Annotated in this window: 21 protein-coding genes and 2 pseudogenes; 13 read left to right on the top strand and 10 right to left on the bottom strand. The window is 71.1% G+C overall.

Annotation, left to right across the window (positions count from 1 at the left end; genetic code table 11):
• Window positions 1–21 precede the first annotated feature (21 nt).
• The 3 genes from EAO71_RS09975 to moaA all read left to right on the top strand — a co-directional run bounded on the left by EAO71_RS09975 (window position 22) and on the right by moaA (window position 3,169).
• Window positions 22–396 carry a DUF485 domain-containing protein gene (locus tag EAO71_RS09975; protein WP_147977395.1) on the top strand — a complete coding sequence of 125 codons (375 nt, stop codon included), beginning with the start codon at window positions 22–24 and terminating at the stop codon, window positions 394–396.
• Window positions 393–2,027, top strand: a complete 1,635-nt coding sequence (locus EAO71_RS09970) for a solute symporter family protein (RefSeq protein ID WP_147977394.1) — start codon at window positions 393–395, stop codon at window positions 2,025–2,027. The genes EAO71_RS09975 and EAO71_RS09970 overlap by 4 nt, the downstream gene beginning before the upstream one ends.
• 152 nt (window positions 2,028–2,179) lie before the next feature.
• Window positions 2,180–3,169, top strand: a complete 990-nt coding sequence (gene moaA, locus EAO71_RS09965) for a GTP 3',8-cyclase MoaA (protein ID WP_147977393.1) — start codon at window positions 2,180–2,182, stop codon at window positions 3,167–3,169.
• Here moaA and EAO71_RS09960 read toward each other — a convergent pair.
• Window positions 3,152–3,385, bottom strand: a complete 234-nt coding sequence (locus EAO71_RS09960; RefSeq protein WP_261992079.1) for a hypothetical protein — start codon at window positions 3,383–3,385, stop codon at window positions 3,152–3,154. The two genes, moaA and EAO71_RS09960, sit on opposite strands and share 18 nt — an antisense overlap.
• 217 nt (window positions 3,386–3,602) lie before the next feature.
• Complete coding sequence (locus tag EAO71_RS09955; RefSeq protein ID WP_147977391.1) at window positions 3,603–3,971, bottom strand: DUF3099 domain-containing protein; 369 nt, start codon at window positions 3,969–3,971, stop codon at window positions 3,603–3,605.
• 181 nt (window positions 3,972–4,152) lie between these two features.
• Here EAO71_RS09955 and EAO71_RS09950 point away from each other — a divergent pair, with 181 nt between their 5' ends.
• Window positions 4,153–4,428 carry a GlsB/YeaQ/YmgE family stress response membrane protein gene (locus EAO71_RS09950; protein ID WP_147977390.1) on the top strand — a complete coding sequence of 92 codons (276 nt, stop codon included), beginning with the start codon at window positions 4,153–4,155 and terminating at the stop codon, window positions 4,426–4,428.
• A gap of 94 nt (window positions 4,429–4,522) precedes the next feature.
• On the opposite strand, the gene tyrS is transcribed toward EAO71_RS09950, so the two are convergent.
• The 3 genes from tyrS to EAO71_RS09935 are packed head-to-tail and all read right to left on the bottom strand — an operon-like array spanning window position 4,523 to window position 8,757.
• Window positions 4,523–5,794, bottom strand: a complete 1,272-nt coding sequence (gene tyrS, locus EAO71_RS09945) for a tyrosine--tRNA ligase (protein ID WP_147977389.1) — start codon at window positions 5,792–5,794, stop codon at window positions 4,523–4,525.
• Window positions 5,795–5,848: 54 nt separating this feature from the next.
• Window positions 5,849–7,240 carry a metallopeptidase TldD-related protein gene (locus EAO71_RS09940; RefSeq protein WP_147977388.1) on the bottom strand — a complete coding sequence of 464 codons (1,392 nt, stop codon included), beginning with the start codon at window positions 7,238–7,240 and terminating at the stop codon, window positions 5,849–5,851.
• Window positions 7,237–8,757, bottom strand: coding sequence for a TldD/PmbA family protein (locus EAO71_RS09935; protein ID WP_147979205.1), 1,521 nt, complete (start codon window positions 8,755–8,757; stop codon window positions 7,237–7,239). Before EAO71_RS09935 ends, EAO71_RS09940 begins: the two co-directional genes overlap by 4 nt.
• Before the next feature lie 198 nt (window positions 8,758–8,955).
• On the opposite strand from EAO71_RS09935, the gene fabG reads away from it, so the two are divergent.
• The 3 genes from fabG to EAO71_RS09920 all read left to right on the top strand — a co-directional run bounded on the left by fabG (window position 8,956) and on the right by EAO71_RS09920 (window position 11,036).
• Window positions 8,956–9,660: a 3-oxoacyl-[acyl-carrier-protein] reductase gene (gene fabG, locus EAO71_RS09930; protein ID WP_147977387.1), complete on the top strand. Its 705-nt coding sequence runs from the start codon at window positions 8,956–8,958 to the stop codon at window positions 9,658–9,660.
• A 5-nt stretch (window positions 9,661–9,665) separates the two neighbouring features.
• Window positions 9,666–10,451 (top strand): enoyl-ACP reductase FabI, encoded by a 786-nt coding sequence (gene fabI, locus EAO71_RS09925; protein WP_147977386.1) that lies wholly within the window; start codon window positions 9,666–9,668, stop codon window positions 10,449–10,451.
• A 183-nt stretch (window positions 10,452–10,634) separates the two neighbouring features.
• A complete protein-coding gene (locus EAO71_RS09920; protein WP_147977385.1) occupies window positions 10,635–11,036 on the top strand; it encodes a hypothetical protein in 402 nt (133 codons plus the stop codon).
• A gap of 10 nt (window positions 11,037–11,046) precedes the next feature.
• Here the strand turns inward: EAO71_RS09920 and EAO71_RS09915 are convergent, their stop codons facing one another.
• The gene (locus EAO71_RS09915; RefSeq protein ID WP_147977384.1) at window positions 11,047–11,742 is read right to left on the bottom strand and encodes a FadR/GntR family transcriptional regulator; all 696 of its coding nucleotides are present in this window, start codon (window positions 11,740–11,742) and stop codon (window positions 11,047–11,049) included.
• Between the two features lie 64 nt (window positions 11,743–11,806).
• Here EAO71_RS09915 and EAO71_RS09910 point away from each other — a divergent pair, with 64 nt between their 5' ends.
• From EAO71_RS09910 to EAO71_RS09900, 4 genes are all read left to right on the top strand, one after another.
• Complete coding sequence (locus EAO71_RS09910) at window positions 11,807–13,111, top strand: CynX/NimT family MFS transporter (protein ID WP_147977383.1); 1,305 nt, start codon at window positions 11,807–11,809, stop codon at window positions 13,109–13,111.
• A gap of 17 nt (window positions 13,112–13,128) precedes the next feature.
• Window positions 13,129–13,245, top strand: coding sequence for an SGM_5486 family transporter-associated protein (locus EAO71_RS38675; RefSeq protein ID WP_261992078.1), 117 nt, complete (start codon window positions 13,129–13,131; stop codon window positions 13,243–13,245).
• Window positions 13,246–13,391: 146 nt separating this feature from the next.
• Window positions 13,392–13,640, top strand: a complete 249-nt coding sequence (locus tag EAO71_RS09905) for a hypothetical protein (protein ID WP_410093958.1) — start codon at window positions 13,392–13,394, stop codon at window positions 13,638–13,640.
• A gap of 47 nt (window positions 13,641–13,687) precedes the next feature.
• Complete coding sequence (locus EAO71_RS09900) at window positions 13,688–14,206, top strand: SixA phosphatase family protein (RefSeq protein WP_147977382.1); 519 nt, start codon at window positions 13,688–13,690, stop codon at window positions 14,204–14,206.
• A 66-nt stretch (window positions 14,207–14,272) separates the two neighbouring features.
• On the opposite strand, the gene serB is transcribed toward EAO71_RS09900, so the two are convergent.
• Window positions 14,273–15,487: a phosphoserine phosphatase SerB gene (gene serB, locus EAO71_RS09895; RefSeq protein ID WP_147977381.1), complete on the bottom strand. Its 1,215-nt coding sequence runs from the start codon at window positions 15,485–15,487 to the stop codon at window positions 14,273–14,275.
• On the opposite strand from serB, the pseudogene EAO71_RS09890 reads away from it, so the two are divergent.
• A pseudogene (locus EAO71_RS09890) lies at window positions 15,486–15,713 on the top strand (ACT domain-containing protein); the annotation flags it as partial. The gene serB and the pseudogene EAO71_RS09890 overlap by 2 nt on opposite strands.
• A gap of 189 nt (window positions 15,714–15,902) precedes the next feature.
• Here the strand turns inward: EAO71_RS09890 and EAO71_RS38195 are convergent.
• Window positions 15,903–16,970 (bottom strand): annotated as a pseudogene (locus EAO71_RS38195) (streptophobe family protein); the annotation flags it as partial.
• Window positions 16,971–17,313: 343 nt separating this feature from the next.
• On the opposite strand from EAO71_RS38195, the gene EAO71_RS09880 reads away from it, so the two are divergent.
• Window positions 17,314–19,854: an ABC transporter ATP-binding protein/permease gene (locus EAO71_RS09880; RefSeq protein WP_147977380.1), complete on the top strand. Its 2,541-nt coding sequence runs from the start codon at window positions 17,314–17,316 to the stop codon at window positions 19,852–19,854.
• A gap of 88 nt (window positions 19,855–19,942) precedes the next feature.
• On the opposite strand, the gene EAO71_RS09875 is transcribed toward EAO71_RS09880, so the two are convergent.
• Window positions 19,943–20,698, bottom strand: a complete 756-nt coding sequence (locus EAO71_RS09875) for a transglycosylase SLT domain-containing protein (RefSeq protein WP_147977379.1) — start codon at window positions 20,696–20,698, stop codon at window positions 19,943–19,945.
• Between the two features lie 277 nt (window positions 20,699–20,975).
• Window positions 20,976–21,250, bottom strand: a 275-nt coding sequence (locus EAO71_RS09870) for an S-adenosylmethionine:tRNA ribosyltransferase-isomerase (RefSeq protein WP_147979203.1), incomplete at its 5' end; no start/stop codon positions are given.

Genomic DNA, 21,250 nt, shown 5'->3' with positions numbered 1-21,250 from the left:
CCCGCGTCCCGAGGAGATTCCGTGGCCACCGAAGCACCGCCGCCGCCCCAGAGCGGCACGGAAGCCGCCCCCGGCCCCGTCCAGCCCACGACGGAGGCCTTCGTCGAGGTGCAGGAGAGTGCGGAATTCGGCGAACTGCGCCGCACCTACCGCTCCTTCGCCTTCCCGCTGACCATCGGCTTCATCGCCTGGTACCTGCTCTACGTGCTGCTCTCCAACTACGCGGGCGGCTTCATGGGAACCAAGCTCTTCGGCAACATCAACGTCGCCCTCGTCCTCGGCCTGGGCCAGTTCCTGACCACCTTCCTCATCGCCTGGCTCTACTCGCGGCACGCGGCCGAGCGCCTCGACCCGAAGGCCGAGGCCATCAAGTCCCGTATGGAGGCCGACGCGTGAGCAGCACCTTCCAGGCCGTCCAGCTGGCGGCCGAGAACGCCACCAGCGAGCACCGGACGCTGATCATCAGCCTCTTCGGCGTCTTCGTCGTCGCCACACTCGTCATCACCGTGTGGGCGGGACGCCAGACCAAGAGCGCCGCCGACTTCTACGCCGGCGGCCGCCAGTTCACCGGCTTCCAGAACGGCCTCGCGATCTCCGGCGACTACATGTCGGCCGCGTCCTTCCTCGGCATCGCCGGTGCCATCGCCCTCTTCGGCTACGACGGCTTCCTCTACTCGATCGGCTTCCTGGTCGCCTGGCTGGTCGCCCTGCTCCTGGTCGCCGAGCCGCTGCGCAACTCAGGCCGCTTCACCATGGGCGACGTCCTCGCCTACCGGATGCGCCAGCGCCCCGTCCGTACCGCCGCCGGCACCTCCACCATCGTCGTCTCGATCTTCTACCTGCTGGCTCAGATGGCCGGCGCGGGCGTGCTCGTCTCGCTGCTGCTCGGCATCACCAGCGACGGCGGCAAGATCGCGATCGTCGCCCTGGTCGGCGTGCTCATGATCGTGTACGTCACCATCGGCGGCATGAAGGGCACCACCTGGGTGCAGATGGTCAAGGCGGTCCTGCTCATCGCCGGCACGCTCCTGATCACCTTCCTCATCCTGCTGAAGTTCGACTTCAACCTCTCCGACCTGCTCGGCGCCGCCGCCACCAACAGCGGCAAGGGCTCGGCGTTCCTGGAGCCCGGTCTCAAGTACGGCGCCACCGGCGTCTCGAAGCTCGACTTCATCTCGCTCGGCATCGCGCTCGTCCTGGGCACCGCCGGCCTGCCGCACATCCTGATCCGCTTCTACACGGTGCCGACCGCCAAGGCCGCCCGTAAGTCCGTGAACTGGGCCATCGGCATCATCGGCGCCTTCTACCTGATGACGATCGTGCTCGGCTTCGGCGCCGCGGCCCTGCTCAAGAACAGCGACATCATCGCCTCCAACAAGGCCGGCAACACGGCCGCGCCGCTCGCGGCGCTGGAGATCGGCGGCGGCGCCGGCTCGACCGGCGGCGCGATCCTGCTCGCGGTGATCTCGGCCGTCGCCTTCGCCACCATCCTCGCCGTGGTCGCCGGACTGACCCTGGCCTCGTCGTCCTCGTTCGCGCACGACATCTACGCCAACGTCATCCGGCGCGGCAAGGCCACCGAGAAGGAGGAGGTCCGCGCGGCCCGCTGGGCGACCGTCCTCATCGGCATCGTCTCGATCGCCCTCGGCGCGCTCGCCCGCGACCTCAACGTCGCCGGCCTGGTGGCCCTCGCCTTCGCCGTCGCCGCCTCGGCCAATCTGCCGACGATCCTCTACAGCCTGTTCTGGAAGAGGTTCACGACCCGGGGCGCGCTCTGGTCGATCTACGGCGGCCTGGTCTCCTCGGTCGTCCTGGTGCTCTTCTCGCCGGTCGTCTCCGGCAAGCCCACCTCGATGTTCAAGACCGTCGACTTCTACTGGTTCCCGCTGGAGAACCCGGGCCTCGTCTCGATCCCGCTCGGCTTCCTGCTCGGCTGGCTCGGCTCGCTGCTCTCCAAGGAGGAGCCGGACAAGGGCAAGTACGCGGAACTGGAGGTCAAGTCCCTCACCGGTGTCGGAGCGCACTGAATCGTATACGGCGCGCAGTCGCCCGGCGGTCCCGTCGTAGAGTTCTACGACGGGACCGTTCCCGTCCTCGTGACAATCGGGCCGTGCCCGGGCCCGGCCCGCTCGCGTAGGCTCGCAGCAGAGGGATCCGGACGACGGGGAGGAGGCCCGCAGTGCTGATCGACACCTACGGCCGAGTGGCCACTGACCTGCGTGTTTCACTCACGGACCGGTGCAACCTGCGGTGCACGTACTGCATGCCGGAAGAGGGACTGCAGTGGCTCGCCAAGCCCGATCTGCTGACCGACGACGAGATCGTCCGGTTGGTCCGGATCGCGGTCACCGAGCTGGGCGTCACCGAGGTCCGCTTCACCGGCGGCGAGCCGCTGCTCCGCCCCGGCCTGGTGGGCATCGTCGAGCGGTGCGCGGCCCTGGAGCCCCGCCCCCGGATGTCCCTGACCACGAACGGCATCGGACTCAAGCGGACGGCCGCCGCGCTGAAGGCCGCCGGCCTGGACCGGGTCAACGTCTCCCTCGACACCCTGCGACCCGACGTCTTCAAGACCCTGACCCGCCGCGACCGTCACCACGACGTCCTGGAGGGCATGGCCGCCGCCCGCGACGCCGGCCTCACCCCCGTCAAGGTCAACGCGGTCCTGATGCCCGGACTCAACGACGACGAGGCCCCCGACCTGCTGGCCTGGGCCGTGGAGAACGCGTACGAGCTGCGCTTCATCGAGCAGATGCCCCTCGACGCCCAGCACGGCTGGAAGCGCGACGGCATGATCACCGCCGGGGACATCCTCGAATCGCTGCGCACCCGCTTCACCCTCACCCCCGAGGGCGACGAGGAGCGCGGCTCGGCACCCGCCGAGCGCTGGGTCGTCGACGGCGGGCCCCACACGGTCGGGGTCATCGCCTCCGTCACCCGCCCGTTCTGCCGGGCCTGCGACCGGACCCGGCTGACCGCGGACGGCCAGGTGCGTACCTGCCTGTTCGCCACCGAGGAGACCGACCTGCGGGCCGCGCTGCGCTCCGAGGCGCCGGACGAGGAGATCGCCCGGATCTGGAAGGTCGCGATGTGGGGCAAGAAGGCCGGTTCGGGGCTGGACGACCCGGCCTTCCTGCAGCCGGAGCGCCCGATGTCAGCGATCGGCGGCTGACTCCTCCCAGTCCGCCAGCGGCACGACGTCCTTGAGGAAGCCGCGCACCCCCAGGAACTGCGACAGGTGCTCGCGGTGCTCCTCGCAGGCGAGCCACGTCTTACGGCGCTCGGGCGTGTGCAGCTTGGGGTTGTTCCAGGCGAGGACCCAGACCGCGTCGGCGCGGCAGCCCTTGGCGGAACAGATCGGGGACTCTTCGCTCACCGGATTGATCACCGGATCATTGTCCAACAATGGCGATGCCGAGCAGCCACGGGGGGAGCTGCCCGGCATCGGTCCGTCGCTCCGACGGGGGATGCGGAGCGCGTAGGAAGTATGTCACGGGGAATGGGGTGTGGTGCACCGGAACTTCATGATTGATCTGAGCTTTTCTTGAGCTTTTGAAAACCATTGGTGATCGCCCCGGGGCTTGCGTACGCCACCGTCGACGCCGCTACGAACCCTCCGTGTGTGCTTCCGGAGGTGCTTCCGTGCGCGCCTCCGTGCGCTCCCGTGCCGGGTCGTCGCCGGCCCCCAGCGCCGGGCGTACGGGCGGCGGTACGAACGTGGAGGGGAGGGACGGGGCGTTCTCGCGTCCCGCGTTCGCGATGACCACGGCGACATAGGGGAGCAGCAGGCCCAGGGCGAGCGCCACGAAGGCCACATGCCTCTCGACGTTCCACAGCACCGCCGCCGCGATGACGGACAGCGTCCGCACCGTCATGGAGATCACGTACCGGCGCTGCCGGCCCCGCACGTCGTCAGTGAGACCCTGCCGGGCTCCGGTGATCCGGAAGACCTCGGTCGTGCCCTGCTTCCGCATCACGTTCCACCACCCGGTGTCGCCGCCGGACCCTCCCTGGTCCGGACCTCCTTCCACGGTACGCCCGACGTCCGAGCCGGACGAGACCGGGGCACGTATGGAGCCGTCCGACATGCGCCGTATGGCGGGTGGGCCGAGACTGGGCCCACATGCGCAGATCGCGCCGCATGAGGAGGCGACCATGAGTTGGTTGTGGGCAATCATCGTGGGATTTGTGCTGGGCCTGATCGCCAAAGCGATCCTGCCGGGCAAGCAGCAAATCCCGCTGTGGCTGACGACCGTATTCGGAATTCTCGGCAGTGTTCTCGGCAATGCCGTCGCGACCTGGATCGGGGTCAACGACACCAAGGGCATCGACTGGACCCGCCACCTGCTCCAACTCATCGGTGCGATCGCTGTGGTCGGCGTGGGCGACATGCTGTGGACCTCGATCAGGGGCAACCGGCAACGGGCGTGAAAAGCCGGCCCGGACATGCCGGAGGCCCGGGGCGCGCGTCGTGCGCACCCCGGGCCTCCGGCATGTCCGGCCCCGGTGTCCGGGGCCGGGAGGGTCAGCCCTCCGCGTCGAACTCGATCGCCGCGAGGTTCTTCTTGCCCCGGCGCAGCACCAGCCAGCGGCCGTGCAGCAGCTCGTCCGCCGACACCGTCGCGTCCTCGGCGGTGACCTTCACGTTGTTCACGTACGCCCCGCCCTCCTTCACCGTGCGGCGCGCGGCCGACTTGCTCGGCGCGAGGCCGACCTCGGTGAACAGGTCCACGACCTGGCCGAGCTCCCGCACCCGGGCGTGCGGCAGCTCGGAGAGCGCCGCCGCCAGCGTGGCCGCGTCCAGGTCCGCCAGGTCGCCCTGGCCGAACAGCGCCTTCGAGGCCTCGACGACCGCCGCGCACTGGTCGGCGCCGTGCACCAGCGTCGTCAGCTCCTCGGCCAGCGCCCGCTGGGCGGCCCGGGCCTGCGGCCGCTCGGCGGTCTGCCGCTCCAGCTCCTCCAGCTCCTCGCGGGACCTGAAGGAGAGGATCCGCATGTACGTCGAGATGTCCCGGTCGTCCACGTTCAGCCAGAACTGGTAGAACGCGTACGGCGTGGTCATCTCCGGGTCGAGCCAGACGGCCCCGCCCTCGGTCTTGCCGAACTTCGTGCCGTCCGCCTTGACCATCAGCGGCGTCGCCAGCGCGTGCACCTCCGCGCCCGGCTCCAGGCGGTGGATCAGGTCGAGACCGGCCACCAGGTTGCCCCACTGGTCGGATCCGCCCTGCTGGAGCGTGCAGCCGTACCGGCGGTACAGCTCCAGGAAGTCCATGCCCTGCAGGAGCTGGTAGCTGAACTCCGTGTAGCTGATGCCCTGCTCGGACTCCAGCCGCCGGGCCACCGAGTCCTTGGTCAGCATCTTGTTGACCCGGAAGTGCTTGCCGATGTCACGCAGGAACTCGATCGCCGACAGGCCCGCGGTCCAGTCCAGGTTGTTCACCATGACCGCCGCGTTCTCCCCCTCGAAGGAGAGGAACGGCTCGATCTGCGTCCGCAGCCGGTTCACCCAGTTCGCGACCGTCTCCGGGTCGTTCAGGGTGCGCTCGGCGCTCGGGCGCGGGTCGCCGATCTGCCCGGTGGCCCCGCCGACCAGCGCCAGCGGCCGGTGCCCGGCCTGCTGGAGCCGGCGGACGGTGAGCACCTGGACCAGGTGACCGACGTGGAGACTGGCCGCGGTCGGGTCGAAGCCGCAATAGAACGTGACGGGACCGTCCGCGAGGGCCTTGCGCAAGGCGTCCTCGTCGGTGGACTGGGAGAAGAGTCCCCGCCACTGCAGCTCGTCGACGATGTCCGTCACGGTGTCCGGTCTCCTTGATCGATGGTCGTCACGCCGTTGCTCAGTCTAGGCGGGTCACACGCCCTTGCTGACCGAGCTCATGTTGAAGTCCGGCACCCGCAGCGCGGGCATCGCGGCCCTGGTGAACCAGTCGCTCCACTCGCGCGGCAGCGTCTTCTCGGTCCGCCCCGCCTCCGACGCCCGCGACAGCAGGTCCACCGGCGACTCGTTGAACCGGAAGTTGTTCACCTCGCCGACCACCTCGCCGTCCTCGACGAGGTAGACGCCGTCCCGGGTCAGCCCGGTCAGCAGCAGCGTCGCCGGGTCGACCTCGCGGATGTACCAGAGGCACGTCAGCAGCAGGCCGCGCCGCGTGGACGCCACCATCTCCTCCAGCGAGCGCTCGCCGCCGGCGTCCAGGATCAGGTTCCCCGCGGCGGGGGCCACCGGCAGGCGCGTGAGCGCCGCGGTGTGCCGGGTGGTGACCAGGTGCTCCAGCCTGCCCTCGCGCATCCAGTCGACCGGGGGCAGCGGCAGGCCGTTGTCGAAGACCGACGAGTCGTCGCCCGAGGAGTGCGCGACGACGAACGGGGCGGACTCCAGGCCCGGCTCGTTCGGGTCGCTGCGCAGGTTCAGCGGCAGGGGGGAGAGCGTCTCGCCCAGCCGCGTCCCGCCGCCCGGCTTGGAGAAGACCGTCCGGCCCTCCACCGCGTCCCGGGCGGCCGAGGACCACAGCTGGTAGATCAGCAGGTCGGCCACGGCGGTCGGCGGCAGCAGCGTCTCGTAGCGCCCGGCGGGCAGGTCGATCCGCCGCTCCGCCCAGCCCAGCCGCCGGGCCAGGTCGGCGTCCAGGGCCGCCGGGTCGACGTCCTTGAAGTCGCGGGTGGAGCGTCCGGCCCACGCGGAGCGGGAGCGGTCGGGCGACTTGGCGTTCAGCTCCAGCGTGCCGGTGGGCTGGTCGTGCCGCAGCCGCAGGCCCGTGGACGTGCCGAGGTAGGTCGAGGTCAGCTGGTGGTGGGCGAAGCCGTACAGCTCCCGCCCGCCGGCCCGGGCGCGGGCGAAGGCCTCGCCGAGCGCAGGCGCGAAGTCCGTGAAGACGGCGGACGAGGTCTCGGCGGGGGCGTCCGTGAAGTCGGGGGAGGGGTCGATGCCCTCGACCAGCGGCTGTGCGTCCTCGGCCGGGCCGGCGGCCCGCGCGGCCTCCTCGGCGGCCCGGACCAGCGGCTCCAGGTCGTCGGCGGTCACCGCGGACCGCGAGACGACACCGGAGGCGGTGCCCTGCGCGCCGTCGACGGTCGCGATGACGGTGAGGGTCCGGCCGCGGGTGACGCCGTTCGTGGTCAGCGCGTTCCCGGCCCAGCGCAGGTTGGCGGAGGACTCCTCGTCGGCGATGACGACGCACCCGTCCGCACGGGACAGCTCCAGGGCCCGCTCGACGATCTCGTACGGCTTGCTGACGCGGCTCATCGACCGGCCTCCTGCGTCGTGTTGAGGATGTTGACGCCCCGGAAGAGGGCGGAGGGGCAGCCGTGGGAGACCGCCGCGACCTGGCCCGGCTGGGCCTTGCCGCAGTTGAACGCGCCCCCCAGGACGTAGGTCTGCGGGCCGCCCACCTGCTCCATCGAGCCCCAGAAGTCGGTGGTCGTCGCCTGGTACGCGACGTCGCGCAGCTGCCCGGCGAGCCGGCCGTTCTCGATGCGGAAAAAGCGCTGACCGGTGAACTGGAAGTTGTAGCGCTGCATGTCGATCGACCAGGACCGGTCGCCGACCACGTAGATGCCGCGCTCCACGCCGCCGATCAGGTCCTCGGTCGAGAGCCCGCCCGGGTCGGGCCGCAGGGAGACGTTCGCCATCCGCTGCACCGGCACGTGACCCGGCGAGTCCGCGAACGCGCAGCCGTTGGACCGGCCGAGCCCGGTGAGCTTCGCGATCCGGCGGTCCAGCTGGTAGCCGACCAGCGTGCCGTCCTTCACCAGGTCCCAGCTCTGGCCCTCGACGCCCTCGTCGTCGTACCCGACGGTCGCCAGGCCGTGCTCGGCGGTGCGGTCGCCGGTCACGTTCATGATCGACGAACCGTAGGTCAGCTTCCCCAGCTGGTCGAAGGTGGCGAAGGAGGTCCCCGCGTACGCGGCCTCGTAACCCAGGGCCCGGTCCAGCTCGGTCGCGTGGCCGATCGACTCGTGGATCGTCAGCCACAGGTTCGACGGGTCGACGACCAGGTCGTACGTCCCCGCCTCCACGCTGGGTGCCCGCATCTTCTCGGCCAGCAGCCCGGGGATCCGCTCCAGCTCGGCGTCCCAGTCCCAGCCGGTGCCGGTCAGGTACTCCCAGCCCCGTCCGACCGGCGGCGCGATCGTCCGCATCGAGTCGAACTCGCCGGTCGTCTCGTCGACCGCGACGGCGGTCAGCTGCGGGTGCAGCCGGACCCGCTGCTGGGTGGTGACGGTGCCCGCCGTGTCCGCGTAGAACTTGTTCTCCTGGACGGTCATCAGGGAGGCGTCCACGTGCGCCACGCCCTCGGCCCGCAGCAGCCGCGCACTCCAGTCCGCGAGCAGCGCGCTCTTCTCGGCGGCGGGGATGTCGAAGGGGTTGATCTCGTACGAGGAGATCCACGTCCTGTCGGCGTGCACCGGCTCGTCGGCGAGCTCCACCCGCTCGTCGGACCCGGCCGCCGCGATGACCTTCGCGGACAGCTTGGCCATGGCGACCGCCTGCGCGGCGACCCGGGCGGCGCCGTCCATGGTCAGGTCGACGCCGGAGGCGAAGCCCCAGGCCCCGCCGTGCACCACCCGCACCGCGTATCCGAGGTCCGTGGTGTCCGAGGACCCGGAGGGCTTGGCGTCCCGGAGCCGCCAGGAGGCGCTGCGGACCCGTTCCAGGCGGAAGTCGGCGTGCTCGGAGCCGAGCGCCCGCGCGCGTGCGAGCGCCGCGTCGGCGAGCGCCCGCAGCGGCAGCGCCGTGAAGGCTTCGTCGAGGGTATGGATGCCAGATGGCACAGCTGTCTCCTGTCGTGTGAGACCGGTCGCCCCCGATCATGTCGCGCTTTCGGCCGCGATGCCCACGTCTTTCTGTAGGGACCCGACAGTGACATCCGTACGCCACTGTCAGGGGTCGATTCCCCGGCCGAGGGACCGGACCGRTAGGTTTTCGGTAACCAAGACCGCTATCGAAAGGGTGATCCGTTGAGCCGCTCGGTTCTCGTCACCGGAGGAAACCGGGGCATCGGCCTCGCCATCGCCCAGGCGTTCGTCGACGCCGGCGACAAGGTCGCCGTCACCTACCGGTCCGGTGAGCCGCCGGCCGGCTTCCTCGCCGTCAAGTGCGACATCACCGACGCCGAGCAGGTGGAGCAGGCGTACAAGGAGATCGAGGAGAAGCACGGTCCCGTCGAGGTGCTGGTCGCCAACGCCGGTGTCACCAAGGACCAGCTGCTCATGCGGATGTCCGAGGAGGACTTCACCGCCGTCCTCGACACCAACCTCACGGGCACCTTCCGGGTCGTCAAGCGCGCCAACCGCGGCATGCTGCGGGCCAAGAAGGGCCGCGTCGTCCTGATCTCCTCCGTCGTCGGCCTCCTCGGCTCGGCCGGTCAGGCCAACTACGCCGCCTCCAAGGCCGGCCTGGTCGGCTTCGCCCGGTCCCTCGCCCGCGAGCTCGGTTCGCGCAACATCACGTTCAATGTCGTCGCGCCCGGTTTTGTCGACACCGACATGACCAAGGTGCTCACCGAGGAGCAGCGCAAGGGCATCGTGTCCCAGGTGCCTCTGGGCCGGTACGCGCAGCCGGAGGAGATCGCCGCCACGGTGCGGTTCCTGGCTTCGGACGACGCCTCGTACATCACTGGAGCCGTCATCCCGGTTGACGGCGGATTGGGCATGGGTCACTGAGCACGATGACTAACACTGGCGGAATTCTCGAGGGCAAGCGCATCCTGATCACCGGTGTGCTGATGGAGTCCTCCATCGCCTTCCACACCGCGAAGCTGGCCCAGGAGCAGGGCGCGGAGATCATCCTCACCGCGTGGCCGCGGCCGTCGCTGACCGAGCGCATCGCCAAGAAGCTGCCCCGGCCCGAGAAGGTCAAGGTCCTGGAGCTCGACGTCTCCGACGACACGCACCTCGCCCGCCTGGAGGGCCAGGTCCGCGAGCACCTGGGCGACCGTCTCGACGGCGTCGTGCACTCGATCGGTTTCGCCCCGCAGGACGCCCTCGGCGGCAACTTCCTCAACACGCCCTTCGAGTCCGTCGCCACGGCGATGCACGTCTCGGCCTTCTCGCTGAAGTCCCTGACGATGGCGCTGCTCCCGCTGATGACGGAGGGCGGCTCGGTCGTCGGCCTGACCTTCGACGCGCAGTTCGCGTGGCCGCAGTACGACTGGATGGGCCCGGCGAAGGCGGCCCTGGAGGCCACCAACCGCTACATGGCCCGTGACCTGGGCAAGCACGACATCCGCTGCAACCTGATCTCGGCGGGCCCGATCGGTTCGATGGCCGCGAAGTCCATCCCCGGCTTCTCCGAGCTGGCGGCGGTCTGGGACAGCCGTTCCCCGCTGGAGTGGAACCTCGCCGACCCGGAGCCGGCCGGCCGTGGCGTCGTGGCCCTCCTGAGCGACTGGTTCCCGAAGACGACGGGCGAGATCGTCCACGTCGACGGCGGTCTGCACGCGATCGGCGCGTAAGCACGCGCCCACGCGTCGCGCCCCGGCGCGCACCGTACGGCGAAGGCCGGGTGGCCGCCCCCGAACAGGGGCGGGACCCGGCCTTCGCCGTGCCGGCACCCTCCCGAGTCGAAAAGTCTGGCGAATCACCCCAGACTGGTCGGAGCGTGACATTCCGGCTACTGATGGGGAGGAGGTACGGGCATGCGTGCGCTCCACCGCAGGTTCGCCGCTCTGGCCTCGACCGCCGCTCTCTTCGCCGGGATCGCCGTCGCCGCCGAGGTGCGCGCCGCTCCCGCTCCCGCCGAGGACGTCCCGTCCCCGGCCACCGCCGCCGAACAGCCCGATGACTTCGGTGCCTCCTGCCGCACCGTCGTCGAGGGCTCCCGCGTCACCGCCTACTGCCACAACCCCTACCCCGACACCGACCGGGTCAGCCTGCACGTCGAATGCGCCCGTTGGTGGGACGTGGACACCGACAGCGCCCCCGTCGACGTCGACCCGACCGCCTACGCCCAGGTGACCGGCCGCTGCTGGAAAGAGGTCCGCACCGCCTGGATCACCCACCAGCCGGCAGGCTCGGACCCGTCCGCCCAGGGCTCCTGAGGCCGGGGTCTCAGGGCTGCCGCGCCTCGGGAGCCTCGGGGCTCCTGAGGCACAGGAACGGGTAGCCGGCCGCCTCGGCCGCCGCCGTCTCCGCGTCCCCGGCCCGGATCGCGTCCACCAGCCGCGCGTGGTCCATGTGGTGCTCCGGCCGCAGCTCCTGGCCCACGTCGTCGCGCAGCCAGTCCCGCAGCAGATCTCCCAGGTCCGCGTACACCTCGGTCAGCACCTCGTTCCCGGACGCCGCCACCACCGCGTGGTGGAACGCCGCGTCCGCGGTCACGAAGCGCTCCGCGTCGCCCGTCTCCCACGCCTCCTCGCGCCGGTCGAGCAGCGTCTCCAGCTGCTTGAGGTCCCGTTCGCTGCGCCGCAGCGCCGCGAGCCGTGCGGCCGATGACTCCAGCGTGGAGCGCAGCTCCGCCACGTGCCGGGGGTCGGAGTGCGCGAACCGCCGGTGCATCACGCCCGCCAGCTCGCTCGTCGCCAGGACGTACGTGCCCGAGCCCTGCCGGATGTCCAGCAGGCCGTTGTGCGCGAGCGCGCGCACCGCCTCGCGCACGGTGTTGCGGGCCACGCCCAGCTGCTCGACCAGCTCCGGCTCCGTCGGGATCCGTGAGCCGACCGGCCACTCGCCTGAGGTGATCTGGTTCCGCAGCTCGCTGATCACCTGATCGGAGAGCCCGGAACGCCGGGGAGTGCCGAGCGCCATGGTCCACCCTTCTCGTTGGTTCCGGATTGGACAACCAATCATCCCATGATTCTATGATGGCGCCATGCCTGACGAGCCGCAGACCCTCGAACCCGCCGCCCCGCCGGCCGCCCGTACCCGTACCGAACCGGCCGGCGCCCCCGCGGCCGATTCCTCCGCACCGGGTCGCCACGGCGTCTGGGTCGTCCGGCTCGTCGTCCTCGGGATCGTGCTCGCCGCGCTCAACCTCCGCCCCGCCATCACCAGCCTGGGCGCCCTCCTCGAGGAGGTCCGCGACGGCCTCCACATGAGCGGCAGTGTGGCCGGCGTCCTCACCTCCGTGCCGCCCCTCTGCTTCGCGGTCTTCGGCATCACCGCCCCGCGCCTCGCCCGCCGCTTCGGCCCCGCCGCCGTCGTCTGCGCCGGCATGGCCGCGATCTTCGCGGGCCTGGCCGTACGGCCCTTCGCCTCCGGCACCGTCGGCTTCCTCGCGGCCAGCGCCCTCGCCCTGATGGGCATCGCCGTCAGCAACGTCCTCATGCCCGTCATCGTCAAGCGGTACTTCCCCGACCGCATCGGCACCATGACCGGCCTCTACTCCATGGCGCTGGCCCTCGGCACCTCGCTCGCCGCGGCCGCGACCGTGCCCATGGCCGAGGCCATGGGCGGAGGTTGGCGCACCGGGCTCGGCGTCTGGGCGGTCCTCGCCGCCCTCGCCGTGCTGCCCTGGATCCCGCTGGTCCGCGACCGCGGGGCCCGCGGGACGGCCGGACCCGTCCGGGACGCAGCCGCGTCCCCGCAGGCCGCCCCGCTGCGGATCACCCGCAGCCGCACGGCCTGGGCGCTCGGCTGCTTCTTCGGCCTCCAGGCCACCGGCGCCTACATCACCATGGGCTGGATGCCGCAGATCTTCCGGGACGCCGGCGTCCCGGCCGGTACCGCCGGAGTGCTCCTCGCCGTCACCATGGTGATGGGTGTGCCGCTCGCCTTCGTCATCCCGCGCCTCGCCACCCGCCTGCGGAACCAGGGCCCGATCGCCGTCGTCCTCGGCCTCTGCGGACTCGCCGGCTACACCGGCCTCTACTTCGCCCCCGCCGACGGCGCCTGGGCCTGGGCGCTGCTCCTGGGCGTCTCGAACTGCGCCTTCCCGCTCGCCCTCACCATGATCGGCATGCGCTCGCGCACCGGTGCCGGCGTGGTCCGGCTCTCCGCCTTCGCGCAGAGCGTCGGCTACCTCATCTCCATCCCCGGACCGCTCCTGGTCGGCGTCCTGTACCAGCACAGCGGCGGCTGGGGCCTGCCCATCGCGCTGATGGCGGGGCTGATGGTGCCCCAGATGATCGTCGGAACCCTCGCGGGCAGGGCCCGGACGGTCGAGGACGAATGCTGAGATGCGAGACTGGTGCCATGCCAGTGCTCGATCCGAACCCTCAGAACGGCCAGAAGAAGCTCCTGCTCGTGCTCGGCGCGATGCTCGGGATCTCGGTCGTCATCGCCGTCATCGCCACGATCGCCTCTCCGTGAGCCGGTGACCCCGGCACACCGGCGGCCCGCGCCCCGGTGACCCGCGCCGCCCCGGGGTGGGGGTAGCCCCCGCGTCCCCTAGGGGGCGAGTGTCAGGGTGAAGTGGGTGGATCTCCGGATGGGCCCGCCGGCCCGTGCTCCGTACGTTGGAGACCACGCGCCGGATCACCCATCCCACGGAGGCGGCCATGGCGGCCCACACGCACACCCGGACCCCTGCCCCGTCCGTCAGAGGTGTGGACGCCCGGCTGCCCTGGTGGGCGCTCGCCCTTCCGGTGGCCGCCTTCGTCGCCCTCTTCGTGCTCGTCACGGCGCCCGGCGGGGCGCAGGCGGCCGGTGGCGACCCGGGGGTCGGCCGGCTCCTGGAGCAGATCCGCCAGACGCTGCCCCACTGACTCAACACCCTGCGCCTGACGGGCGGTTTCATGCGAAGCTGGAACCCATGAGCGTCGATACACCCCGCAGGATCGTGCTGCTCCGGCATGCCAAGGCCGACTGGCCCCAGGTGTCCGACCACGAGCGTCCGCTCGCCGAGCGAGGCCGGACGGACGCGCCCGTGGCCGGCCGCAAGCTCGCCGACACCGGGATCACCTTCGATCTGGCCCTCTGCTCGACCGCCGCCAGGACGCGTGAGACCTGGAAACTGGCCGTGCAGGAGCTGCCGCACCGCCCCAGGACCGTGTACGAGGATCGACTGTACGAGGCCTCGCTCGGCGAGCTCATCGCCCTCCTCAACGAGACCTCCGACGAGGTGGCCGACCTTCTCGTGATCGGCCACAACCCCGGCATGCACGCGCTCTCCGACGCCCTCGCGGGCTCGGCCGAGGGCGACACGCTGACCCGGATGAACCGCGGCGGCTTCCCGACGGCCGCCTTCTCCGTCATCGGGTTCAACGGCTCGTGGAAGTCGGTGGAGCACGGTGTGGGCACACTGCTCGACTACTGGGCCCCGCACGACTGAGCCGCCCGCGCGCCCATGACGGAAGGCCCGGCCACCGCTCTCGGTGGCCGGGCCTCGCGATGTCCGTCAGTGCAGCAGGTCCTCGCCGCCGTCCGCGGCCTCGACCTCCTCGCGGGTGATCCCGAGCAGGTAGAGGACGGCGTCGAGGAAGGGGACGTTCACCGCGGTGTGCGCGGCCTCGCGCACGACCGGCTTGGCGTTGAAGGCCACGCCGAGCCCGGCGGTGTTCAGCATGTCGAGGTCGTTGGCGCCGTCGCCAATCGCCACGGTCTGGGCCAGCGGCACCCCCGCCTCGGTGGCGAAGCGGCGCAGCAGCCGCGCCTTGCCGGCCCGGTCCACGATCTCGCCGGTGACCCGGCCGGTGAGCCGGCCGTCGACGATCTCCAGGGTGTTGGCCGAGGCGAAGTCCAGGCCCAGCTTCTCCTGCAGGTCGTCCGTGACCTGGGTGAAGCCGCCCGAGACGACACCGACCTGGTAGCCGAGCCGCTTCAGGGTCCGGATCAGGGTGCGGGCGCCGGGGGTGAGGCGCACCTCGGCGCGGACCTTGTCCACCACGGAGGCGTCGAGCCCGGCGAGCAGCGCCACCCGGGCGTGCAGCGACTGCTCGAAGTCCAGCTCCCCGCGCATCGCCGCCGCGGTGACCTCGGCGACCTCGCGCTCGCAGCCGGCGTGGCCGGCGAACAGCTCGATGACCTCGTCCTGGATGAGCGTCGAGTCGACGTCCATGACCACCAGCCGCTGCGCGCGGCGGTGCAGTCCGGCGGAGACGACCGCCACGTCCACGCCGATCTCCGAGGCCGAGGGGGCCAGCGCGGTCCGCAGCGGCTCGGTCTCGCAGCCCGAGACGGCGAACTCGACAGCCGTCACCGGGTACTTCGCGAGGCGGAAGATGCGGTCGATGTTGCCGCCGGTTCCGGTGATCTTCGCCGCTATGGCCGCCGTCGACTCGGCGGTCAGCGGGTGCCCGAGGACGGTCACGTGCGAACGGCCGCTGCCACGCGGACGGTTGTCTCCGGTGCCGGAGATGATCTCGGCCTGGAGCTTCAGCGACTCCGCCCAGCTGTGCACGGTGGCGCGCAGCTCGCCCTGCGAGGCGACGGTCGGCTCGGTGACGAGCGCGCACAGGACGAGGCGGCCGCGGGACACGACCTGCTCGATGTCCACGACGTCGACGGAGTAGGCGGCGAGGGTGTCGAAGAGTCCGGCGGTGATCCCGGGACGGTCCTTCCCGAAGATCTTGACGAGAAGAGTGGGAACGTCTGAGGTCTGCGATGCGCTCATGGTGCTTCCACCGTATCGGGCACCGGGTGCCACCAGCTCCCCCGTCCCGAGTGCCGGACTCTTCGACACCCTCGCCGCCTACTCCGTCGACGTCGTGGACATCGAGCAGGTCGTGTCCCGCGGCCGCCTCGTCCTGTGCGCGCTCGTCACCGAGCCGACCGTCGCCTCGCAGGGCGAGCTGCGCGCCACCGTGCACAGCTGGGCGGAGTCGCTGAAGCTCCAGGCGCTCCGTGAACCGCCCCACCAACCACGGCGGAGGCGGCGGAACTGCAGCGGTCCGCCCGGCCGGCAGTCTCTCGCGCACGACCAGCGTCCCGGCGAAGACATCCCCGATCCGCCGCCCTCGCGCCGACACGAGCGAGGCGTCCACCGACACCCCGGCGAGCACCACCGACAGGGCCAGCGCCGGCGCCGTCACCGCACCCAGCCGCAGCCCGCACCGCGCCGCGAACGCCACCCGCCCGAGCCCGTCACGGGGCGTCCGGGACGCCGCCAGCACCCCGGCGCCCAGCATCATCACGGCCGCGGCCACCGCGAGCAGCCACACCGCCCGGTCCAGCTCGGCGAGCCGGGCCACCGTCACCGGCCGGTCCGTCGCCGCACCGCCCAGCAGCGCGTCCAGCGGATCGGGCAGCACCTCCGCCAGCGAACCCCGCGCACCACCGGTCCACGGCACGAACAGTCCGAGGGGCACCCCGACGCCCACCCCGTTCGGCGTCCCGAGCAGCGCGGCGCCCAGCACCCGGCGGGGACGGTCGTCGCCGACGGCCGCGTACCCCGCCGCCGCGTATCCGGCGGCCACCGCCACCAGCCCCACCGCCACCAGCGCCGAGGCCGCGGGCCGCACCACCCGCCGCACACCGTCCCCGAACCGTCCCGGCGGCAGCGGAGCCCGCCGTGAGGCGAGCAAGGCGAGCACCACGACCCCGAGCGCCCAGAGCGCCGCGCCCGCCAGCGAGTCCACGGTGTCCACCGAGAAGCCCACCGACGCCTTCGCCTCCGCCAGGTCACCGAGTCGGTCCGGCAGCAGCCCGCCGAGGTCCCCGAGATCCCCGAGGCCCGGCACGCGCAGCCCGCCGTCCCCGCCGGCGCCCGGCACCCCTTCGATGCCCAGGGCGTCGCCGTCGATCGTCACCACGTCGTGCCCGGCCCAGGCCAGCCCGCCCACCGCGGCCACGAAGACCGTCACCAGGGCCGCCACCCGGCAGGCGAGGTCCCGCGCCGAGAGGTACGGCCCGGCGCCCCGCAGCGAGCGCAGGAAGAGGTACCCGAGGAGCAGCGCCCCCACCAGGGCGACCCCGAGTGGCGCGAAGTCGACGGCGGTCCGTGCCGCCGCCCCCTCCAGTCCGTACGCCGACACGTCACCCGTCGGTGTCACCGACCCGCCCACGGCCAGCACCACCACGGCCGCCGTCATCGGGCCGAGGCCGCCCGCCGCGTCCGCGCCGAGGAGATGGAGCCCGAGCGCGGCGGCCCCCGCCATCCCCACCAGCGCCCAGCCCACGGCCGCGATCGAGGTCAGGATCACATCGGTCGGGGACATGCGCCCGCGGTCGCCCCTCGCCTCCATCAGACCCCCCTGATTCGTGCCGAGTTGCCCCATTCATGCATGATCCGTACGCACTCATGGGCGCTTACCACTCTCCGGGCTGTTTTCTCCTTCCGTCAACGGCCCGTGCACGGAGCATCGGAGGGCGCCCGGAGCACGCCTGCGCCGGGTCTTCACACCGCCCGACTTTCGGATCGGGGACCGGGCCTGAAATAGTTCCCCCCGATGTTCGCCATCCCTAGACTCCCTGCGACGGGGGTACATCGGGGGACAAGTAGTGGGGCATGGAGTGCCAGAACTCGTACTGGAATTGAACGGAAGGACCTGGACTCTCGATCCGTCCAGGTCGTACACCCTCGGACGTGATCCGCAGGGCGACCTGGTGATCGACGACGCCAGGGTCTCGTGGCGCCACGCCACCATCAGCTGGGGCGGCCGGAGTTGGGTCATCGAGGACCACGGCTCCACCAACGGCACGTTCGTGCAGGGGCAGCGGATCCACCAGGTGGAGATCGGCCCGGGCTCCGCCGTGAACCTCGGCAACGCCACCGACGGCCCGCGGCTGAACCTCGCCGCCACCGGCGCCCCGGCCCACCAGGCCGCGGCGCAGGCGCAGCAGCCCGCCCAGCACCAGGCCGGCGCGCAGGCCGACTGGGCGACGAATCAGGCCCCGCCGCCGCAGCAGGGCTGGCAACAGCCCGCCGGGCAGCCGCAGTTCCCGCAGCAACAGGGCGGCCAGGCCGCGCAGTCGGCACAGAACGTGCCGGGCCAGGGCGGTGGCGCCGCGGGGGCGCCGCCGGTCTACGGGGACCGCAGCCCCACGACGTTCTACCAGCTGGCCCTCGGCCACGTGATGCGGATCGGCCGTGCGCTCGAGAACGAACTGGTGGTCTCCGACCTCCAGGTCTCGCGCCACCACGCCGAGTTCCACGCGACGCCCGACGGGCGTTTCCAGATCAAGGACCTCGGCTCCCACAACGGCACGTACGTCAACGGCCAGCCGATCGCCAAGAGCGGCTCGGTCTTCATCGGACCCAACGACATCGTCGGTGTCGGCCACTCGACCTTCCGGATCGTCGGCGGTCAGCTGGAGGAGTTCGTCGACACCGGCGAGGTCTCCTTCTCGGCCCGCCACCTCACCGTGACCGTCGACGGCGGCAAGCAGATCCTCAAGGACGTCTCGTTCGGCGTCCCGGAGAAGTCGCTGATCGGCGTCATCGGCCCGTCCGGTTCCGGAAAGTCGACGCTGCTCAAGGCGCTCACCGGCTACCGCCCGGCCAACGAGGGCGACGTCCTCTACGACAACCGGAGCCTCTACAAGCAGTTCGCCGAGCTGCGCCAGCGCATCGGTCTGGTCCCGCAGGACGACATCCTGCACAAGGAGCTGACCGTCCAGAAGGCGCTGCGCTACGCGGCCAAGCTCCGCTTCCCCGGCGACACCGCCCCGGCCGAGCGCGAGGCCCGGATCGACGAGGTGCTGCGCGAGCTCAAGCTCGACATCCACAAGGAGAAGAAGGTCACCTCCCTCTCCGGTGGTCAGCGCAAGCGCGTCTCCGTCGCCCTGGAGCTCCTCACCAAGCCGTCGCTGATCTTCCTGGACGAGCCGACCTCCGGCCTCGACCCGGGCATGGACCGCGACGTCATGCAGCTGCTCCGCGGCCTCGCCGACGACGGCCGCACCGTCCTGGTCGTCACCCACTCCGTCGCCGAGCTGGGCCTGTGCGACAAGCTCCTGGTGATGGCGCCCGGCGGTTCGGTGGCGTACTTCGGTCCGCCGGAGGAGGCGCTGAACTTCTTCGGCTACAGCACCTGGGCCGACGTCTTCTCCGCCTTCGAGAACTACCGCGACTACGACTGGGCGGGCCGCTGGAAGGGCTCGCAGCACTACCAGATGTACGCCGCGGACATCGACGCCGTCGCCGCGCAGCCGGTGCAGATGCCGCAGCAGGCGATGGCCCGGCCGCCCAAGCCGCAGGGCTGGGGCTCCCAGCTCTGGACCCTGATCCGCCGCTACTCGTCGGTGATCGCGTCCGACAAGGGCTTCATGGGCCTGATGGTGATCCTGCCGGCCGTCCTCGGCGTGGTCTCGGTCGTCATCCCGGCCGACTTCGGCCTCGCGCCGCCGAAGCCGCCGTCCCGCTTCAACGGCGACGCCGGCACGATCATGCTGATCCTCGCGGTCGGCATGTGCTTCTCGGGCGCCGCCAACTCGGTCCGTGAGCTGATCAAGGAGCGGGTCATCTACGAACGGGAGCGGGCCACCGGCCTGTCCCGCTCGGCGTACCTGATGTCCAAGGTCATCGTCCTCGGCGTGATCACCGCCATCCAGGGCGTCATCATCTGCGGCATCGGCTTCGCCACCCGCGAGCTGCCCGCGGAGGGCCTGGTCCTGCCGCCGGCCGTCGAGCTGTGCGTCACGATCATCGCGCTCGGCTTCACCTCGATGATGTTCGGCCTGGTCATCTCCTCGCTGGTGAAGACCGCCGAGAAGACGATGCCGCTGCTCGTCATGTTCGCGATCGTCCAGGTCGTCTTCACCGGCATCCTCTTCCAGGTGTACGGCTCGCCGGGCCTGGAGCAGTTCGCCTGGCTGATGCCCTCGCGCTGGGCCATCGCCGCCGCGGGTTCGACCCTCGACCTCGCGCACCTGATGCCGCCGTGGGACCACAAGGACCCGACCAACCTGGACCCGCTGTGGGACCACACGGTCGGCCAGTGGGGCTTCAACCTCTCGGTCCTGCTGATCATCGGCATCGTCTGCGGCTTCGCCGTGGCGCGCCTGCTGCGGCGCCACGAGCCCGAGGTCATGCGGAAGTAGCGGAAGCGACCGGCGTCACACGCGCCGGACGACGCCGAGGGCGGCACCCCACGGGGTGCCGCCCTCCGGCGTTGCTGCCTCAGCGCGATCAGTAGGCGCTGTTGACGTTGTCGATCGAGCCGTAGCGGTCGGCCGCGTAGTTGGCGGCGGCGACGATGTTGGCGACCGGGTCGTACTGGTCGAACGCGGTGCCGGGCACGTGGTAGGCCTTGAAGGTCGGGTAGATGACCTGCAGCAGACCCTTGGACGGGACGCCGTTGATGGCGTTGATGTCCCAGTTGTTGATGGCCCGCGGGTTACCGCTGGACTCACGCATGATGTTCTTGTGCAGGCCGTTGTAGCTGCCCGGAATGTTGTGCTTGTCCATGATGAACAGCGCCTCGCGGATCCAGCCGTCGAGGTTGTTCGCGAAGACGGGCTTGCGGGCGGCGGCACGGCTCGCGGCGGCCTTCACGGCGGCGCGCTTCTTGGCCTCGGCCTTCGCCTTCGCGGCGGCGGCAGCGGCCTTCGCCTTGGCCTTGGCTGCTGCGTCGGCCTTGGCCTTGGCGGCGGCGACGGCGTTCGCCTTGGCCTTGGCGGCGGCCTCGGCCTGCTGCTTGGCCTTGAGGCCGAGCGCCGTGTGCTGCTCGGTAAGGCTCGAGTGCAGCGCCTTGGCCTGGGCGCTGTCGGCGTTGTACGCCCAAGCGGCCTGCTGGGTGTTGGCCAGCGCCTGAGGCTCGACCTCAGCGGCGGCGTTGCCCGGGACGAGAGAGAAGGCGAGAGCTGCGGCGCCAAGAGTGGCGACACCGGCGATCGAGGCCTTGTGGGTCTTGGTCAGACGGCGGCGAGAAGTGTTCGCAGACATGCAGGACTACCTCTTCGAATAGCAGGGGGTCGCTCAGGCCGGGGGCGGCGCTGCGCCTTCCTCGGCGGCGACGGCTGCAATTCTTAGCGCCAGCAAAATCCTCTGGCAAAGGTGTGACGTACGAACCCGGGTAGTGGATCAAGGGCGCCGGCCGGACGCCCCGAAACCCCTCCAATGCCCGTTTTTACCGTCCTGTTCTGTCCCTTATGTATCCACTACGACCCTTAGTAAGTGACCTGGGTCCTATGCGCGGGCTCACATCGGCCCTGTAACAACCTCACCAGGCGTTGCTGTCGCAATGCGCACGGTGAGTGGCGTCCGCCGGGAGGATGAGGTGCAGGTCCCCGAACTCGTGCCAGAGGTAGCGCCCTTGCAGCGCCTGGGCATAGGCCCGCAGCAGTGCGGGCCGCCCCGCGACCGCCTCCAGCATCAGCAGATGCGAGGCCGCCGGCTCGTGCAGTCCGGTCAGCAGTCCGTCCACCGCCCGCACCCCGCGCGCCGGGGTCACCACCAGGTCCGTCCACCCCGCCGCGGCCCGCACCACCCCGGCCC

This window comes from Streptomyces sp. MS191, assembly GCF_008042125.1.
Classification (GTDB): domain Bacteria; phylum Actinomycetota; class Actinomycetes; order Streptomycetales; family Streptomycetaceae; genus Streptomyces.
The sequence above is the reverse complement of the archived record's forward strand: the minus strand, read 5'-3'. Positions and strand labels throughout refer to the sequence as shown.

Bases quoted from the DNA above. Each gene is read 5' to 3' on its own strand.
- EAO71_RS09955 (WP_147977391.1), bottom strand. From the start codon at position 3,971: ATGCGGAAGCAGGGCACGACCGAGGTCTTCCGGATCACCGGAGCCCGG.
- EAO71_RS09950 (WP_147977390.1), top strand. From the start codon at position 4,153: ATGAGTTGGTTGTGGGCAATCATCGTGGGATTTGTGCTGGGCCTGATC.
- EAO71_RS09940 (WP_147977388.1), bottom strand. From the start codon at position 7,240: ATGAGCCGCGTCAGCAAGCCGTACGAGATCGTCGAGCGGGCCCTGGAG.
- fabI (WP_147977386.1), top strand. From the start codon at position 9,666: ATGACTAACACTGGCGGAATTCTCGAGGGCAAGCGCATCCTGATCACC.
- EAO71_RS09920 (WP_147977385.1), top strand. From the start codon at position 10,635: ATGCGTGCGCTCCACCGCAGGTTCGCCGCTCTGGCCTCGACCGCCGCT.
- EAO71_RS09915 (WP_147977384.1), bottom strand. From the start codon at position 11,742: ATGGCGCTCGGCACTCCCCGGCGTTCCGGGCTCTCCGATCAGGTGATC.
- EAO71_RS09910 (WP_147977383.1), top strand. From the start codon at position 11,807: ATGCCTGACGAGCCGCAGACCCTCGAACCCGCCGCCCCGCCGGCCGCC.
- EAO71_RS38675 (WP_261992078.1), top strand. From the start codon at position 13,129: ATGCCAGTGCTCGATCCGAACCCTCAGAACGGCCAGAAGAAGCTCCTG.
- EAO71_RS09900 (WP_147977382.1), top strand. From the start codon at position 13,688: ATGAGCGTCGATACACCCCGCAGGATCGTGCTGCTCCGGCATGCCAAG.
- serB (WP_147977381.1), bottom strand. From the start codon at position 15,487: ATGAGCGCATCGCAGACCTCAGACGTTCCCACTCTTCTCGTCAAGATC.
- EAO71_RS09875 (WP_147977379.1), bottom strand. From the start codon at position 20,698: ATGTCTGCGAACACTTCTCGCCGCCGTCTGACCAAGACCCACAAGGCC.